This is a genomic window from Levilactobacillus sp. FUA 3915 (genome assembly GCF_044053135.1).
In the GTDB taxonomy this organism is placed as follows: Bacteria; Bacillota; Bacilli; order Lactobacillales; family Lactobacillaceae; genus Levilactobacillus; species Levilactobacillus lanxiensis.
In genome coordinates this window covers 330,117-345,187 of sequence record NZ_CP168704.1, presented here as the reverse complement: position 1 = coordinate 345,187, position 15,071 = coordinate 330,117, and the positions used below count along the sequence as shown (strand labels likewise).

Here is a 15,071-nt window from a genome sequence, read left to right as displayed (position 1 = left end):
ACGGTGACGAGCGAGGGGTAAGTTGTAATGAAAGAAGACATTTTAATTGTCGATGCCTACAACATGATCGGCAACTGGCCCAAACTCAACCGGCTGAAGTTAACGGACCGGTTACCAGAAGCGCGGGATGAGCTGTTGAACATGCTGGCCAACTATAAAAAGTTGCGGGATGCCAAGATCACGGTGGTGTTTGATGCCATGTACGTGCCCGGCATTTCCAAGAGCTATAAGCAGTTTGATTTGGAGGTCGTCTGGACGAACCGTGATGAGACCGCCGACAGCTATATTGAAAAATTAGCGAAGGAACGGCAGACGCGGTTCACACAGGTGACCGTTGCCACCAGTGACCAGGCAGAGCAGTGGACCATCTTTTCGGAGGGGGCCCTGCGAATTCCAGCCGGGGAACTGTTGACGGACATCGAGCGGGCGCAAAACGAAGTGAAACAGACCGCCCGTGAGTTTGCGGACAAGGGTATCGTGCGCAAGTCGCCGTGGAATGACCAACAGCTGTACAAGTTGGAAAAGCTTCGCGACCAGATGATGGCCAAGCCAAAACGAAAAAAGAAACCGTAAGCCTCAATTGTGGGGGATGGTGTGGGTGCTTGATGGGCTCGCACCATTTTTATTTGGCCAGAAAATCGATTGCATAACAAAATAAATTGCGCAGAAAACGTTCGTTCGCTATGGCACGTGGCGGGGCTCCTTTAGACTTAAGTTATTACCTAAGGGGAGGCGTTACCCGTGTCTGACTTATCCGACCATGCGTTAATCGAATTGCTCCATCAGAGCCTGGATTCACCCGCGTTGCCCGTTTTGTTTGAACGTTACCGACCCGTCTTGCAGCGACTGCAGAACCAGTATTTTATCCCAGAATTTGAGCAGGGGGATTGGGAACAGGAGGCCCTGCTAGTGATGTGTGAAACGGTTCGACGGTTTGAGAGCCAACGACTGCGTAGCTTTGGGGCTTACTACCGACTCCGCTTGGCCCACCGGATTTTCGACTTGATTCGCCAAGCCCAGGCCCTCAAACGGCAAATGACCCGCAACGCCATGTCGATTGAAACGGAAGCCGAGTACATTGCGGATACGGTGCCAGATCACCACTGGTTATTGCGGGAACAGCTGGAGACCAAGGAGGCCATTTATCAGGTGTTGCCCAGGCTTTCGGGAATCGAGCACACGGTGTTTACCGGGCTACTGCTGGGACAGACGCTGGCGAGTATTAGCCAACAGTATCAGCTGAGTGATCAGCAGGTGCGGGGCGCTTGCCACCGGGGACAGGCGAAGCTGCGACAAGTCCTCGCCGAATGATTGACGGCAGGGGCAAAGGATGGTAAGCTACTACAGTATGAGTTGGATTGGATAAAAATAAAGGTGGTGGAAAGATGGCTCAACGGAAAATTGCCCTGGCCTGTTCAGTTTGCGGGTCGCGGAATTACACCATCACTGCGAGTGCAACACGGACACAACGACTTGAGGTTATGAAGTATTGTAAGTACTGTGGCAAGCACACGTTACACCGGGAAACCCGTTAATTTGACTGATAATCACGACAAACATTAATTTTAGGGAGGCAACACCATGCGTTTATTCCGTTTCTTCAAATCGGTCGGTGCCGAAATGAAACAAGTTTCTTGGCCCGGCGTTAAGCAGACTCGTCACGACACGGGCACTGTGGTCGGCATTTCTGTCCTGTTCGCAATCTTCTTTGCGGTCGTCGACTGGGTCGTGCAATACGGCTTAAAGTTCCTTTCCTAATCGGAATTGTCGGTGGTCAAATCACTTAAAATATGCTATATTAGTTGGTAACAGGGAACTTCGTGTATGCGGAGTTTTTTTATTTTGCCCGAAAAGTCAATGAAAATTAAAGGAGTGCACCAAACATGGTTGAGTCAGCTGAAAAGCAATGGTACGTTCTGCATACCTACGCAGGTTACGAGAACAAAGTTATGGCGAACTTGGAATCACGGTCCGAATCAATGGGGATGCAAGACAACATTTTCCGCGTTGTCGTGCCCGAAGAAGAGGAACACGAAGTTAAGAATGGTAAGGACAAGGTCTCAATGGAAAAGACTTTCCCTGGCTACGTCTTAGTTGAAATGGTCATGAGTGACCAAGCTTGGTACATCGTTCGGAACACGCCTGGGGTTACCGGGTTCTTGGGTTCCCATGGGCAAGGTAGTAAGCCAACGCCACTATTACCTGATGAAGTGGAACGGATCTTACGTCGTGTCGGGATTTCTGCCCGTCACGCCGACCTGGACGTTGCGCCTGGCGATTCCGTAACCATTGTCGACGGTGCCTTCAGTGGCTTAGTCGGTAAGATTACCGAAGTCGATGACGAAAAGATGAAGTTGAAGGTTAACATCGACATGTTCGGCCGGGAAACCAGTACTGAACTGAACTTTGACCAAGTCGACCCGATCTTAGGCTAATTCAAAAAGAACTTGTTGTGATTAGTAAAGTGTGGTATGATTCTCAGGTATGCGTGACGCATATGTACAAAGTGGGAGGGGCAAACTAACAGCCCCACTTACCACACACGGACTCAAGGAGGTATTGTCTCGTGGCTAAAAAAGTAGCTAATGTCGTTAAATTACAAATTCCTGCGGGTAAAGCAACCCCAGCTCCCCCAGTTGGACCAGCTTTAGGTCAAGCAGGTATCAACATCATGGGCTTCACTAAGGAATTCAACGCTCGTACCGCTGACCAAGCTGGTATGATCATTCCTGTTGTGATCAGTGTCTATGAAGATCGTTCCTTTGATTTCATCACTAAGACTCCTCCAGCAGCAACGCTGTTGAAGAAGGCCGCTGGTGTTGAAAGCGGTTCTGGCGAACCTAACACGAAAAAGGTTGCTACGGTAACCAAGGATCAAGTTAAGCAAATCGCTGAAACTAAAATGCAAGATCTAAACGCAGCTGATGTTGAAGCAGCTATGCGCATGATTGAAGGTACTGCCCGGAGCATGGGCTTCACGGTCGAAGGTTAAGCTCAGTTTTCGGATAGTCGGACACTTCACGAAAATGAAATGTGTCAAGTGGGAGGTTTATCCGTTACAACCACATTTGCAAGGAGGAATACACAAAAATGGCTCACAAACGAGGTAAGAATTATCAAGACGCTGCTAAAATGGTCGAGGCTGACAAGGTCTACGGCATGGGCGACGCGATTGATTTAGTTAAGAAGATGGATTTCGCTAAGTTCGATGCAACTGTTGAAGTTGCCTTCAAGCTTAACGTTGATACAAAGCAAGCGGACCAACAACTCCGTGGCGCATTAGTATTACCAAATGGTACCGGTAAGGAAACCACGGTAATCGTATTCGCTAAGGGTGACCAAGCTAAGGCTGCAGAAGCTGCCGGTGCTGACGTTGTTGGCGAACAAGACTTAGTAGAACGCATCCAAGACGGCTGGTTGGACTTTGACGTTGCGATTGCAACGCCAGACATGATGGCCCAAGTTGGTCGTTTAGGTCGGGTCTTAGGACCTAAGGGCTTAATGCCTAACCCTAAGACGGGGACTGTTACGATGAACGTCGAAAAGGCTGTTTCCGATGCTAAGAACGGGCAAGTTACTTACCGGACTGACCGGGACGGTAACGTTGCTGTTCCATTTGGTAAGGTTTCCTTTGACGCTGACAAGCTTGCCGGCAACTTGAAGACCATTGCCGAAACGATTGCACGTATCCGCCCAGCCGCTGTGCGTGGGACTTACGTTCAACACGTTTCAATCGCTTCAACGTTCGGCCCTAGTGTCGACGTTGACTTGGCTTCTTTATTAGCCTAAGTTAAATTTTAAATTAAAAAAATCCCCTGCAATACGTTGACAGTGATGCTGAAGTATTGTATGCTATTGAAGTTGTATTTAATAGATCTACCTAAGACTCAGGTGGCCTAATGGTCTTAATTTCCTGCCGAGGAAGAAGTTTACTTAAACTTTTGACTCCTTATGTCTTGGTGACATGGGGATTTTTTTATCCCACCAAACTACTCCGGGAGGTGAATTAATTTGAGTGAACAAGCTATTGCAATTAAAGCTAAAAAGGTTGATGAGGTTGTTGAAAAATTCAACAACGCCACCAGTGCTATCGTCGTTGACTACCGTGGTTTAACTGTTGAAGAAGCAACTGACTTACGGAAGCAATTGCGTGACGCCGGCGTTCAAATGAACGTTATCAAGAACAAAATTTTGGTTCGGGCTGCTGAAAAGGCTGGCTACAGTGATCTTAACGATCTCTTTGCAGGCCCTACTGCCGTTGCATTCTCTAACGATGATGCAATTGCCCCAGCTAAAGTTTTGAAGAAGTTTGCTGACAGCGTTGACGACCTTGAAATCAAGGGTGGTTTCATCGAAGACAAGATTGTCTCCGTTGACGAAATCAACACTTACGCAAGCTTGCCTAGTCGTGAAGACCTGCTCTCTATGCTGGCTAATGTCTTACAAGCACCAGTACGGAACGTGGCTTACGCCGTTAAGGCTATTGCTGAAAAGGGTGACGCAGGCGATGCAGCCTAAGTCCCTGATTCAATTTGAACCATAAAAAATAAAACCCAATTATTGGAGGAAAATAACATGGCTTTTGATAAAGATGCTATCATCGCTTCTCTTAAAGAAGCATCCATTACTGACCTTAACGACTTAGTTAAGGGTATCGAAGACGAATTCGGCGTTTCTGCTGCTGCACCAGTTGCTGCAGCCGGTGCTGCTGGTGGCGACGCTGCTGCCAAGGATTCATTCGACGTTGAATTAACTGAATCTGGTGACGCCAAGGTTAAGGCCATCAAGGCTGTCCGTGAAATCACTGGTTTAGGTTTGAAGGACGCTAAGGGCCTCGTTGACAACGTACCATCTGTCATCAAGGAAGGCGCTACTGAAGACGAAGCCAACGACATCAAGGAAAAGCTTGAAGCCGTTGGTGGTGTGGTTACTCTTAAGTAATCATCTTCACTTACGAAATGAAAAACCGTTGCCCTCGGGTGACGGTTTTTTTGCGCCCAAATTTTGAGAACCGGCTAGATCACCGTGCCACTGGTCGGTTAATTTCTTCTTATGTTTGAGACGGTCCAATAGCTTTTTGGGGGCGAAATGATTAAGCTAAGGAAGAAGTTAATTTGAACGGAGTGAGTAGATGGCTGGGACTATTTTAATTGTGGAAGACGACGAAGCGTTGTTGGCGTCGCTGACCACTGAATTACAATTTGAAGATTATACGGTGTTAAACGCGATGGACGGCAAACGGGCCTTAGAGCTTTATGAATCTAATCGGGGTCAGTTGGATTTGATCTTGCTGGATTGGATGTTGCCGGAATTGGATGGTCTTGGCGTCTTGCGCCGGATTCGCCGGCATGACAGCTTACCGGTCATCATGATGACGGCCCGTGATTATGTGGGGGATAAGGTTGCTGGGCTGGATACGGGGGCGGATGATTACATCACGAAGCCCTTTGAAATTGAGGAACTGTTGGCCCGTATCCGGGTTATTTTACGACATCAGCAGCACCAGACGACCACGGAAAGTCAGCTACATGTGGCGGATGTCACGCTAGATATGCGGGCGCGGCAGGTTCAACGTAATGGCCGACTGGTCCAATTGACCCAACGAGAGTATGAATTATTGCTCTGCTTGATGAAAAATGCCGGGCAAACCATGACCCGGGATGAGTTGTTAGATGCTGTTTGGGGTGTTGATTTCGAAGGACAACCCAACGTGGTGGACGTGTACGTCCGGTATTTGCGGCATAAGCTGAACGAAGAAGAAAGTCAGCCCCTGATTCACACGGTCCGTGGCTTGGGCTATGTGTTGTCAGCTGACTACCGTGGGTGATGGCGATGGCAAGAAAAAAGCGTCGCGTATCGACGGCTCAAGAGATTCAGCACCGGTTTATCTGGATGTTGGTGCTGGTGATCATTCTCATGGGAGGCACGATTGTGACCACGGTCGGTTATCAGCTGGTCAAGCAGAGCGAACAGTCCTCCGTCGAGCTGATGGCGAGTCTTAAACGGTCGATCATCGATGACAAACCGGATTGGAATCACTGGCGGAAGAACAGTTCGATCAACACGAAAAATACGATGGTCCGAGTCTATAACAGCAAGATTGGGGAGGCCCCCGCGACCTTCTATTCCCCCAACACGCAAAAATTTATCCGCGCTAGACACTATCAAATGCCCATCTTTTCTGCGGTGGCGTACACGCCGGGTTACGGTTTTACCTATTACCGGTCAGGCGTCCGGTTAGGTATTCGGTCGGAAATTTGGCTGAGCCTACGGCCGATTACGAACGTCTTGTTATCAGTCATTCTGGTCGTCGTGATTATTATGATCCTGACGGTGATGATTGGCTGGCTGTACATCCGGTTGACGGCCAGAAAAATTACGAAGCCGTTAGCGAGTCTGAATGTGGCCGCACAGGAACAGTCTCAGGTGCGGACGACCAAGGCCATTTTGCCAGTGCCGGCCCAGCCTAGTGAAGTGACCGAACTGGCCCACAGCTTCAATACCTTATTGACCACGATTAACGACCACGCCAGTCAGGAACGGGAATTCATTTCCAATGCGGCCCACGAGCTACGAACGCCAATTGCGGCTATTCGCGGGCACGTGCGCCTGATTGAACGGCGTGGGGCCGAGCATCCAGAGATCATCCCCCGATCCGTCAAGTTTATTGATGACGAATCGCAGCGCATGCAAAAATTGGTGAACAGCTTGCTGACACTGTCGCGGGCCGACCGGGGAACGCTGCAACTAGATTATTTCGATTTGGCTGAGGCGTTAAATGAGACGGTCGAGGAAGAACGCACGGTGCTGAAGCAGCCGTTAGAGGTGGACGGCGTCGTGTCGACCGTGATTTATGGCAACGCTGAAAGTGTGCAACAGATTGTGGCAGCGTTGCTAGATAACGCTGGCAAGTACTCGCCGGTGGATCAGCCGATTACGGTGCGCTTGGTCAAGACGGCTACGGCGGTTCAATTGCAGGTGGTTGATCACGGACTGGGGATTGCGGATGTAGACAAGTCCCACATCTTCGAACGGTTTTATCGCGTAGATTCTGCGCGTACCCGGCAGATTGGCGGGACCGGGCTGGGGTTAGCGATTGTGGCCCAGCTGGTGGTTTTGAATCGGGCGACCATTACGGTCCAGGATAACCACCCACAGGGGAGCCAGTTTATCGTGGCGTTTCCGCTGAGCCAACCCAATTCTGATAAACTCTCAGATTAATCTCTTTTGCGACCTATATTAGATTTTGCGGCACTTAACTATCATGGACTTATCAACTGCCATGAGAGTTAAGTGCTTTTTTGTGCAAAGGAGGGTGTCAGATGCAGCTCATTTCAATTGTCGTGCCTAGTTATAACGAACAAGAGAGTTTACCATTATTTTATAAACGTGTGGAACAAATTATGACCGATTTTAATCGTCACCGGGATCAATTTCAATGGGAGTATTGGTTCGTGAATGATGGGTCAAGTGATGAGACGTTACAACAAATTCAATATCTCCACGCAACAAATCCAGAGGCCGTGCATTACGTGAATTTTTCCCGGAACTTTGGCAAGGAAGCCGCTTTATTGGCGGGGTTAATGGCTGCGCAAGGGGATTACGTCGCAGTGATGGACGCGGATTTGCAGGACCCACCGGAGCTGTTGCCGACGATGATTCAGATGTTAGTGGAAACGGACGTCGACGTGGTTGCTACGAAGCGCGCCGACCGGCAAGGCGAACCCTGGTTGCGGTCGAAACTATCATCGGCCTTCTACCATGTAATCAATGGCATCTCCCAGGTAAAAATCGTCCCTGGGGCCCGAGATTACCGGTTGATGCGCCGGTCCGTGGTGCAAGCCATTATCGAGATGCCAGAGGTCAACCGGTTCTCTAAGGGCATCTTCAGTTGGGTCGGCTTCAAGACGAAATACCTGAGTTTTCGGCATCAGGACCGGGTTGCTGGGAAAACGCATTGGTCCATGCGGCAATTATTGGATTATTCCTTAGAAGGCATCATGGACTATTCAGAGGTTCCCCTGGCCATCGCATCTTAGCTGGGCGGCCTGTCCTTTATCGGCGCCATCCTGGCGATGATTTGGATTGTGGGACGGGCGCTATTGTTTGGTAATCCAACGGCGGGGTGGCCCTCACTGGTCGCCATTATTTTAATGTTAGGCGGTCTCCAGCTTCTGTGCTTGGGGATTCTAGGCAAGTATATTGGGCGAATCTATTTAGAAACGAAGCACCGGCCCCAATACTTGATCAAGGATAAACGGTAGGAGGAGAACATGATTAGACAAAAGAATCAGCAGGCCGCGTTTGGCTGCTTGGGACTATTTCTGATTTTGGCCATTTTGGTTAAAACACAATTTGCGCCGTTGATGCGCTTAGATCAACAGTGGTTGACTAGTTTTAGTGCCAGTGCACTGGGTCAGCACGTTCGGGTCTGGGAATGGTTGACGCTATTTGGGAGTCCACTGGTCATGAGTGGCCTGGCGGTAGTCTTGGCGCTCTTCCTCTGGCGCATTCGGCAGCACAGCTGGGCAGGGGTCACCCTGTTGGGCGTTATCGGTGGGGATGGCCTGCTACTGGTGATCAAGCAGCTGGTTGGTCGGCTACGACCGCTGCATCAGGTCGTCGCGGATACCGGTTTTAGCTTTCCTAGTGGGCACGTCTTTGGCACGGTGTTACTGGCCGCAATGCTGATTACGCTATTGCACCGGTTTCTAAAGGGCAACGCTGTTTTCTGGTGGGTGACGGCCTTGATTATTCTTGGCGTCATCGGGGTATTGTTGGCGCGATTGGGCCTGCGGGCACACTATCCGAGCGACGTTCTGGGGAGCGTCCTCTTAGCTAATGGCTGGTGGTTAGAAATGATCAGTGTACGAGAATGGGTCGTCCACAAGCGGCAAAAAAATTTGGTTAAAGAGTAAGGATGAGGTGGCAACATGGCAGCATTATCGGCAAAAAAAGTTTGGCAAAATACCGGGATTGCGTGGCTACTGGCACTGGCAATCGTTTCGGGGGTCTTCCTGCACGCAGGCGTGGTGCCATTTGGACCGCATAGTCTGTTGATGAGCGATATGGGGACCCAATACATTCCGCTATTAACCGCCATGCAACACGCCTTAAAGTATCAGGTCTTTCATTTATATTCGTTCTCACAATCATTAGGGAGCGTCGTGGTTCCCACGGTGGCCTATTATTTATTGAGTCCGTTTAACCTGATTGTGGTCTTTTTCAGTGCGGCACAGGTCCCGATAGCGGCTAGCCTGATTGTTATGACCAAGATTGCGACCATCGCGGCAACCATGACCTGGTATTTGCAGCATCATTTCCGGACGACCCAACGTCTCACCGTGATTTTTGCGCTGACATTCAGCTTTTGTGGGTTTGTCGCAGTGAATTACTTTGACTTCATGTGGTTAGATTCCTTAATCATTTTACCATTGGTGGCAGGCGGTATTGACCGCTTGGTGCGGGAGCAGCGTCCGGGGATGTTTTTCGGCTGGCTATTGGCCAGTATCGTGACCAACTATTACTTGGGGTACATGACGTGCCTGTTTGCGGCGCTCTACTTTGTTTACGTGCTAGTTAACTGGTCGGCGACACGCGATGAGCTCACCCGTCCGGCCGACTGGTATGGCCGGCTGAGTCAATTTGTGCTGACAGCGATGTTCAGTGGGCTTAGTGCCGCGGTGATCTTGATTCCCACGGGGATTGGGATGCTCCAGACGGCCAAGTCCGCGACCAGCGCCATCAATTGGCGACCGGTCCCAGAGTTCGGCCTGGAAATTTTCTCCCAGTTTGGGGTGGGGGCCACGACCTATTCTCAGCGTCTGTGGCACGCACCGACCGTATTTGTGTCGAGTGTCGTGGTTGTGTTAGTGCTCACGTACTTTGTCCATCCCCGCATCACGAAGCAACGTAAATGGTCGGCAGCGGGGCTTTTGCTGGCACTGTTCCTGGCTATGTGGGTGCGGACGTTTAATACAATTTGGCACATGATGCAGGCGCCGGCTGGGTTTCCGTTCCGCAATGTCTTCTTCCTTAGTTTTATCATGGTTGAATTGGCCTTTGCTGCCTGGCAAGCGGAGCCGCGACAAATCAAGCGGCACTGGCAGTGGGGGCTGCCGGCGATACAGGCTGTGAGTGTGGTCGTGGGCGCGTTATTTATCAAAGGGATGCTGAAACTCGTACAGGGACACTCTGCGAAATTGGCGACCTACTATCGGCACATTCAGACGATTCACTGGACGAGCGTTGGCTTGTCGGTATTGTATATTGGCTTAGCGGCTGCGGTCATCTTTGCCACGCAGAAAATTTGGCGTAAGTGGCTCATTAGTTTGCTGGTCATCACCGAGGTCGGGGGAAACTTTATGCTGGCCATGCGCGGTAGTGCCTTTGGTCATGCGCAGGCCTATGCCGCGGCTTATCAGGCCGAGAACCGACAAATGGGGCAGGTCAATGATCCAGACGGGCAACTCTACCGGGTTCAAAATGACAATACGTTAATTAACCGGGCTTACACGGGCCATTACAACAACTACAATGATAGTCTGTTGTTTAATTTCCATGGCGTGGCGGCGTACAGTTCGACCTTAAACGAACAAACGCGCCAGACACTGCAAAAGCTGGGCCTCTTCAGTGATAACGTGCGGCGCATTGGCGCGACGGGGTTAACCCCACTGAGCGAATTGTTGCTCGGAGTCAAGGATTCCGTCCATCTGACGGGGAACCAGTCCGTGACCACGCCCTCGGCCAGTTACAGTGGGATGGGCTTTGCCGTCTCACCAGCGTTGGCGGCCGTGCAACTGAGTAGTGATGCGTTACGGAATCAAGAAGCCTTGATGCAGGCACTTCGACCGCAAAAACAGGCGTACCTGGCGCAAGCTAAACTCGTCAGTGATCACGTCAAACACGTGGGGCACATCCATGGGGTGAAGACGACTTATCCGGAACATCACGTGTTGACCATGCGAGCCACGGCGACCGGCCCCGTCTACTTTTGGGCCGTGAACGGTGGCACCAAGTATGCAACGATGCAGGTCAACGGCCGGTCAATTAAGCCGGCGACGAATAGTAATGGCCAGGCCGTCTTACTCAAGCTAGGGGACTTCAAGCGGGGTCAATTGCTGACCTGTCGCTTTGCAGCCACCTATCCCGTTGCTCTCTACAAGACCCAGATCATGAGTCTTCGGCAGAGCGACTTTACCAAATTGGTTCAGGACGTGCGCCAACAGAAGTTAACGCTGCGAACCCAAGAGAGTCGGTTCCAGACCAAGCTTACGGGGCACGTTCAGGGATCCGCGCAAAAGTCTGAGTTATTCCTGAGCATTCCGTACGATACTGGCTGGCAAGCACGGGTCAATGGCAAACGGGTGACCGCTCAGCGGCTGGTTAATGGCTTAATGGGCCTGCCAATTCAACCGGGACAAAACCGGATCCAGTTGACCTATCACGTGCCAGGCGGCCGTTTAGGGCTGGGTATCAGCCTCGCGTCGCTGTTGGGATTCACTGGTCTCAGCTGGTATTGGCGCAACCGGCGTCAACCAACGGCTAAACATACCAAACAAAAGTAAAGGAGCACAATCATGGGATACCTCGTCGATTTTGTGTTACACATTGACAGTCACCTTGTTAATCTCGTCAGTACGTTTGGTGGCACGACCTACCTCATCTTGTTTGCGATTATCTTCATCGAGACGGGGGCGGTGATCTTGCCGTTTTTACCGGGAGATTCTCTCTTATTTGCGGCGGCCGCTTTGGCTGCTAACCCGGTGTATCAACTCCACATTTGGCTCTTCGTGCCGCTGTTCTTAGTGGCGGCGATTGCCGGGGATTCGTTGAACTTCTATCTGGGTCGGCGAACGGGGATGGCGCTAAGCGGGCACTCCTGGTTTGACCGGTTACTTAATCGGAAACGATTGGCGCAATCGGAAAAGTTTTTCCAACGCCACGGACCGATTGCCATTTTTCTGGGGCGCTTTCTCCCAATTATTCGGACGTTCGTGCCGTTTGTGGCGGCCGGATCGCAGGTGGCTTATTCCCGCTTCCTCAAATATAACGTGAGCGCGGCGATTGCCTGGGTGGCTATTTGTTGTGGCGGCGGGTATTTCTTCGGCAATATTCCCGTGGTCAAGGCGCATTTCTCAGCAGTCGTGCTCGGCATCATTGTGATTTCCCTGTTGCCGGCACTGATTGGCTGGGTCCGCATGACGCTTCAGGGCCGTCGCGCGAAATAGTTGGTTAGCTTGAATATTCCGCAAAGCCTTAAATTTAGAGTAAGCCCGCCACAAACACTGGTCGGGGCTTGCTCTTTTTTGCTATGCTGGGTATTAGTGAGAAGCTGTTAGGTTGTTAAATTAACCAGCGCTTTGTATAGGTTAACAATTGTTCTTCATCGAATTGGTTGCGATAATGAAGAACTACGGGGAGGTAAGCGACTATGGGGAAAAGATTGTGGGGGCGAATTCAGAAACATTTGACCCTGATCAAGGGGCTTTTTATATTTTCAATTTTGATTTTTGTGATTCAAATGGTCGGCCGAGTGGCCCACGAAGTTAATGGGGAACAACTGCGTGCGGAGCTGGCGACACTAGATACGGGGACCTTTCTCCTGTTACTGGTCGGGGGCTTTGTGGCCGTCTTACCGATGCTGGTCTATGATTTTACGATTGTTGAATTTCTCCCGGGAAAGTTTTCGCGGGGCTACGTGATTCGCAGCGGGTGGACCACCAATACGTTTACAAATTTAGCCGGCATGGGGGGCTTGCTGGGGGCCAGTCTCCGCGCCAACTTTTATGCCAAATCAGCGACGAAAAAACAGGTGGTGTACGCCATCTCGAAGATTGCCTTGTTCCTATTGGCGGGGCTGTCGCTGTCCTGTTGGGTCGCGTTGATCTTGTTGTTCGGCTTTGATGTCGGGCAACCATTCCGGGGATACTGGTTCTGGTTACTAGGCGGGGGGCTCTATTTCCCGGGGATTTTTATCTTCACCCGCGTCAGCGACGGCGAGTTCTTTAAGGACCTCACGTGGCGTCGTGAATTCAAACTGATCTTAGGGTCCAGTCTGGAGTGGGGGAGCTGTGCGCTCTTCTTCCTGTTGATTGGTTGGGCCTTGCGGTTACCCATTCCGTTGGCCGCGGTCTTTCCGATGTTTGTGGTGGCTTCGGTTGCCGGGGTCGTTTCCATGATTCCTGGGGGACTGGGTTCCTTTGACGTCTTCATGATTATTGGTCTGGGCTTTTTGGGTGTCAGTCGGGCGGACGCCACGGGGTGGTTGCTGCTCTACCGGCTCTTTTACTACCTCTTACCGTTTGGCGTCGGCGTGGGCTTCTTCATCCACGACGTTGGGCACCGACTGAATCAATTCTTAAATGGTCTACCGGTGGCCACGTTCCGGCGAGCCGCGCATTTATTTGTGACGACCTTTATGTATTTTTCCGGGGTCATGATGCTCTTATTTGCGACCATTCCCGACGTGGTTTTGGCCAATCATTTTTACCTGCGATTAGTGCCCTACATGTTTTATTTCCTGAGTCAGATTACCAACATCGTCATGGCCTTTCTACTGATTGGCCTGGCGCGTGGCGTGGGCTCCCGGGTCAAACGGGCCTACTGGCCAACACTCGTGGTGTTGGTCGTGGCGATTGGCAACACGCTGTGGCGGGAGAACTTCCCGGTTGGCTTAGCAATTCTGCTAGGACTGGTTTTAGCCTGCCTACTCTTTGCACGACCAGAGCTGTACCGGACGAGTTTTCACTACTCGTGGGGTGGACTCCTGGTTGATGGGCTCATCTACGTGGGCACCTTTGTGGTGTACACGATCATTGGCATCTCCAGTTTCCCGAGTCACCATCACCGACCATTCTTGCCGGAATCCTGGCTGTTACCATCCACGCAGGTCTGGTTGACGGGTCTGGGGAGCCTGTTGGTGGCGCTGCTGATTTTATTAGGTATCTTCCGGTATCTAGCGGCTGGCAAGCCCGAGTGGCTCCAGGCGCCTTATGATGCCCCGAGAATGCGGGCGGTGATTCGCCAGTTTGGGGGCAACGAGGTCAGTCATCTGGCCTTTCTGCGGGACAAACGCGCGTACTTCTATCAGGAGGCGGGGGTCGACCAGCTCTTCCTACTCTACCGGCAAAAGGCGGATAAGTTACTGGTGATGGGCGAGCCCATTGGGAATCAAGATAAATTGGCGCCGGCCCTGCAAGCCTTTATGCACGATGCCAATCAGGCGGGCTTACGGCCGGTCTTCTATGAAATTAGTGAAACACTGACGCTGCGCCTGCATGAAATGGGGTTTGACTTCATCAAGGTGGGTGAGGAGGGTCACGTTCGCCTACAGGACTTTACCTTAGCGGGGAAGGCCCACCGTGGCGAACGGGCACTGATCAACAAGTTTAAGCGGGAGGGGTATCGCTTTGATCTCTTGCAACCGCCACTGAGTGAGGACCAGTATCAAGCGTTAAAAACAATTTCCGATTCCTGGTTGGGTGACGAAACGGAAAAGGGCTTCTCGATGGGCTATTTTGACAGGGAATACCTGAATGAAGCGCCGGTCGCGGTGGTCGTTGACGCCGAAGGCACCTTGGTGGCCTTTGCCAATCTGATGCCGACCGGCGACCATCAGATGACGTCGATTGACCTGATGCGTACCCGGCGAGATGCCCCCTCGGGGATTATGGACGGCCTCTTCGTCTACCTGTTTGAGACCTGTCGTGACCAGGGGTACGCCAGCTTTAATCTGGGGATGGCGCCCCTGGCTAACGTGGGGGTCTCGGAATTTAGTTTCATTGAGGAACGGGCGGCACACTTGATCTACGAGTATGGTTCGAACTTCTACAGTTTCCAGGGCCTGCGGGCATATAAGGAAAAATACGTGACGGACTGGCAGTCGAAATACTTGGCTTACCGTCGTCGTCAATCGTTGATCTTTACCATGCTCCAACTGGTCCTGGTCATCAATCAACCGACGACACCGTTGCCCCGACTAGCCCCGCGCTGGTTGAGCGGCTGGGTCACGGATGAGGTCCACTGGCAAAATCACAATTAAAAAAGGCGCCACGGCTGGCAGTTTCTTG

At 51.3% G+C, this 15,071-nt stretch carries 15 protein-coding genes, 1 pseudogene and 1 other annotated feature; all 16 genes and pseudogenes read left to right on the top strand.

Going from position 1 to position 15,071, the window contains the following annotated elements; genetic code table 11:
* Positions 1-27 precede the first annotated feature (27 nt).
* The 16 genes and pseudogenes from ACEPST_RS02050 to mprF all read left to right on the top strand — a co-directional run bounded on the left by ACEPST_RS02050 (position 28) and on the right by mprF (position 15,043).
* Complete coding sequence (locus tag ACEPST_RS02050) at positions 28-573, top strand: NYN domain-containing protein (RefSeq protein ID WP_125765679.1); 546 nt, start codon at positions 28-30, stop codon at positions 571-573.
* Between the two features lie 168 nt (positions 574-741).
* Positions 742-1,311, top strand: coding sequence for a sigma-70 family RNA polymerase sigma factor (locus tag ACEPST_RS02045; protein ID WP_204120981.1), 570 nt, complete (start codon positions 742-744; stop codon positions 1,309-1,311).
* A 74-nt stretch (positions 1,312-1,385) separates the two neighbouring features.
* Positions 1,386-1,535, top strand: a complete 150-nt coding sequence (rpmG, locus tag ACEPST_RS02040) for a 50S ribosomal protein L33 (protein WP_125765681.1) — start codon at positions 1,386-1,388, stop codon at positions 1,533-1,535.
* A gap of 46 nt (positions 1,536-1,581) precedes the next feature.
* On the top strand, positions 1,582-1,758 hold the full coding sequence (gene secE, locus ACEPST_RS02035) for a preprotein translocase subunit SecE (RefSeq protein WP_125583947.1): 177 nt from the start codon (positions 1,582-1,584) through the stop codon (positions 1,756-1,758).
* A gap of 125 nt (positions 1,759-1,883) precedes the next feature.
* The gene (nusG, locus tag ACEPST_RS02030) at positions 1,884-2,435 is read left to right on the top strand and encodes a transcription termination/antitermination protein NusG (protein WP_125765683.1); all 552 of its coding nucleotides are present in this window, start codon (positions 1,884-1,886) and stop codon (positions 2,433-2,435) included.
* A gap of 131 nt (positions 2,436-2,566) precedes the next feature.
* On the top strand, positions 2,567-2,992 hold the full coding sequence (rplK, locus tag ACEPST_RS02025; RefSeq protein ID WP_020088139.1) for a 50S ribosomal protein L11: 426 nt from the start codon (positions 2,567-2,569) through the stop codon (positions 2,990-2,992).
* 98 nt (positions 2,993-3,090) lie between these two features.
* The gene (gene rplA, locus ACEPST_RS02020; protein ID WP_204120980.1) at positions 3,091-3,789 is read left to right on the top strand and encodes a 50S ribosomal protein L1; all 699 of its coding nucleotides are present in this window, start codon (positions 3,091-3,093) and stop codon (positions 3,787-3,789) included.
* 72 nt (positions 3,790-3,861) lie between these two features.
* Positions 3,862-3,986 (top strand) — a sequence feature (ribosomal protein L10 leader region).
* A 25-nt stretch (positions 3,987-4,011) separates the two neighbouring features.
* Positions 4,012-4,518 (top strand): 50S ribosomal protein L10, encoded by a 507-nt coding sequence (gene rplJ, locus ACEPST_RS02015; protein ID WP_204120979.1) that lies wholly within the window; start codon positions 4,012-4,014, stop codon positions 4,516-4,518.
* Positions 4,519-4,575: 57 nt separating this feature from the next.
* The gene (gene rplL / locus ACEPST_RS02010) at positions 4,576-4,941 is read left to right on the top strand and encodes a 50S ribosomal protein L7/L12 (protein WP_125765686.1); all 366 of its coding nucleotides are present in this window, start codon (positions 4,576-4,578) and stop codon (positions 4,939-4,941) included.
* A gap of 190 nt (positions 4,942-5,131) precedes the next feature.
* Complete coding sequence (locus tag ACEPST_RS02005; RefSeq protein WP_204120978.1) at positions 5,132-5,827, top strand: response regulator transcription factor; 696 nt, start codon at positions 5,132-5,134, stop codon at positions 5,825-5,827.
* A gap of 5 nt (positions 5,828-5,832) precedes the next feature.
* Complete coding sequence (locus tag ACEPST_RS02000; RefSeq protein ID WP_204120977.1) at positions 5,833-7,221, top strand: sensor histidine kinase; 1,389 nt, start codon at positions 5,833-5,835, stop codon at positions 7,219-7,221.
* A gap of 101 nt (positions 7,222-7,322) precedes the next feature.
* Positions 7,323-8,264 (top strand): annotated as a pseudogene (locus tag ACEPST_RS01995) (glycosyltransferase family 2 protein).
* A gap of 9 nt (positions 8,265-8,273) precedes the next feature.
* Positions 8,274-8,918 (top strand): phosphatase PAP2 family protein, encoded by a 645-nt coding sequence (locus ACEPST_RS01990; protein WP_395390475.1) that lies wholly within the window; start codon positions 8,274-8,276, stop codon positions 8,916-8,918.
* Positions 8,919-8,933: 15 nt separating this feature from the next.
* The gene (locus tag ACEPST_RS01985) at positions 8,934-11,567 is read left to right on the top strand and encodes a YfhO family protein (protein ID WP_395390474.1); all 2,634 of its coding nucleotides are present in this window, start codon (positions 8,934-8,936) and stop codon (positions 11,565-11,567) included.
* 12 nt (positions 11,568-11,579) lie between these two features.
* Positions 11,580-12,230, top strand: a complete 651-nt coding sequence (locus ACEPST_RS01980) for a VTT domain-containing protein (RefSeq protein ID WP_204120974.1) — start codon at positions 11,580-11,582, stop codon at positions 12,228-12,230.
* 203 nt (positions 12,231-12,433) lie between these two features.
* Positions 12,434-15,043: a bifunctional lysylphosphatidylglycerol flippase/synthetase MprF gene (gene mprF, locus ACEPST_RS01975; protein ID WP_204120973.1), complete on the top strand. Its 2,610-nt coding sequence runs from the start codon at positions 12,434-12,436 to the stop codon at positions 15,041-15,043.
* Positions 15,044-15,071 lie beyond the last annotated feature (28 nt).

What these genes read in the sequence shown, in the direction of transcription:
- ACEPST_RS02050 (WP_125765679.1), top strand. Translation starts at nt 28, where the DNA reads ATGAAAGAAGACATTTTAATTGTCGATGCCTACAACATGATCGGCAAC.
- secE (WP_125583947.1), top strand. Translation starts at nt 1,582, where the DNA reads ATGCGTTTATTCCGTTTCTTCAAATCGGTCGGTGCCGAAATGAAACAA.
- rplA (WP_204120980.1), top strand. Translation starts at nt 3,091, where the DNA reads ATGGCTCACAAACGAGGTAAGAATTATCAAGACGCTGCTAAAATGGTC.
- nusG (WP_125765683.1), top strand. Translation starts at nt 1,884, where the DNA reads ATGGTTGAGTCAGCTGAAAAGCAATGGTACGTTCTGCATACCTACGCA.
- ACEPST_RS01980 (WP_204120974.1), top strand. Translation starts at nt 11,580, where the DNA reads ATGGGATACCTCGTCGATTTTGTGTTACACATTGACAGTCACCTTGTT.
- rpmG (WP_125765681.1), top strand. Translation starts at nt 1,386, where the DNA reads ATGGCTCAACGGAAAATTGCCCTGGCCTGTTCAGTTTGCGGGTCGCGG.
- ACEPST_RS02005 (WP_204120978.1), top strand. Translation starts at nt 5,132, where the DNA reads ATGGCTGGGACTATTTTAATTGTGGAAGACGACGAAGCGTTGTTGGCG.
- ACEPST_RS01990 (WP_395390475.1), top strand. Translation starts at nt 8,274, where the DNA reads ATGATTAGACAAAAGAATCAGCAGGCCGCGTTTGGCTGCTTGGGACTA.
- rplL (WP_125765686.1), top strand. Translation starts at nt 4,576, where the DNA reads ATGGCTTTTGATAAAGATGCTATCATCGCTTCTCTTAAAGAAGCATCC.
- ACEPST_RS01985 (WP_395390474.1), top strand. Translation starts at nt 8,934, where the DNA reads ATGGCAGCATTATCGGCAAAAAAAGTTTGGCAAAATACCGGGATTGCG.
- mprF (WP_204120973.1), top strand. Translation starts at nt 12,434, where the DNA reads ATGGGGAAAAGATTGTGGGGGCGAATTCAGAAACATTTGACCCTGATC.
- ACEPST_RS02000 (WP_204120977.1), top strand. Translation starts at nt 5,833, where the DNA reads ATGGCAAGAAAAAAGCGTCGCGTATCGACGGCTCAAGAGATTCAGCAC.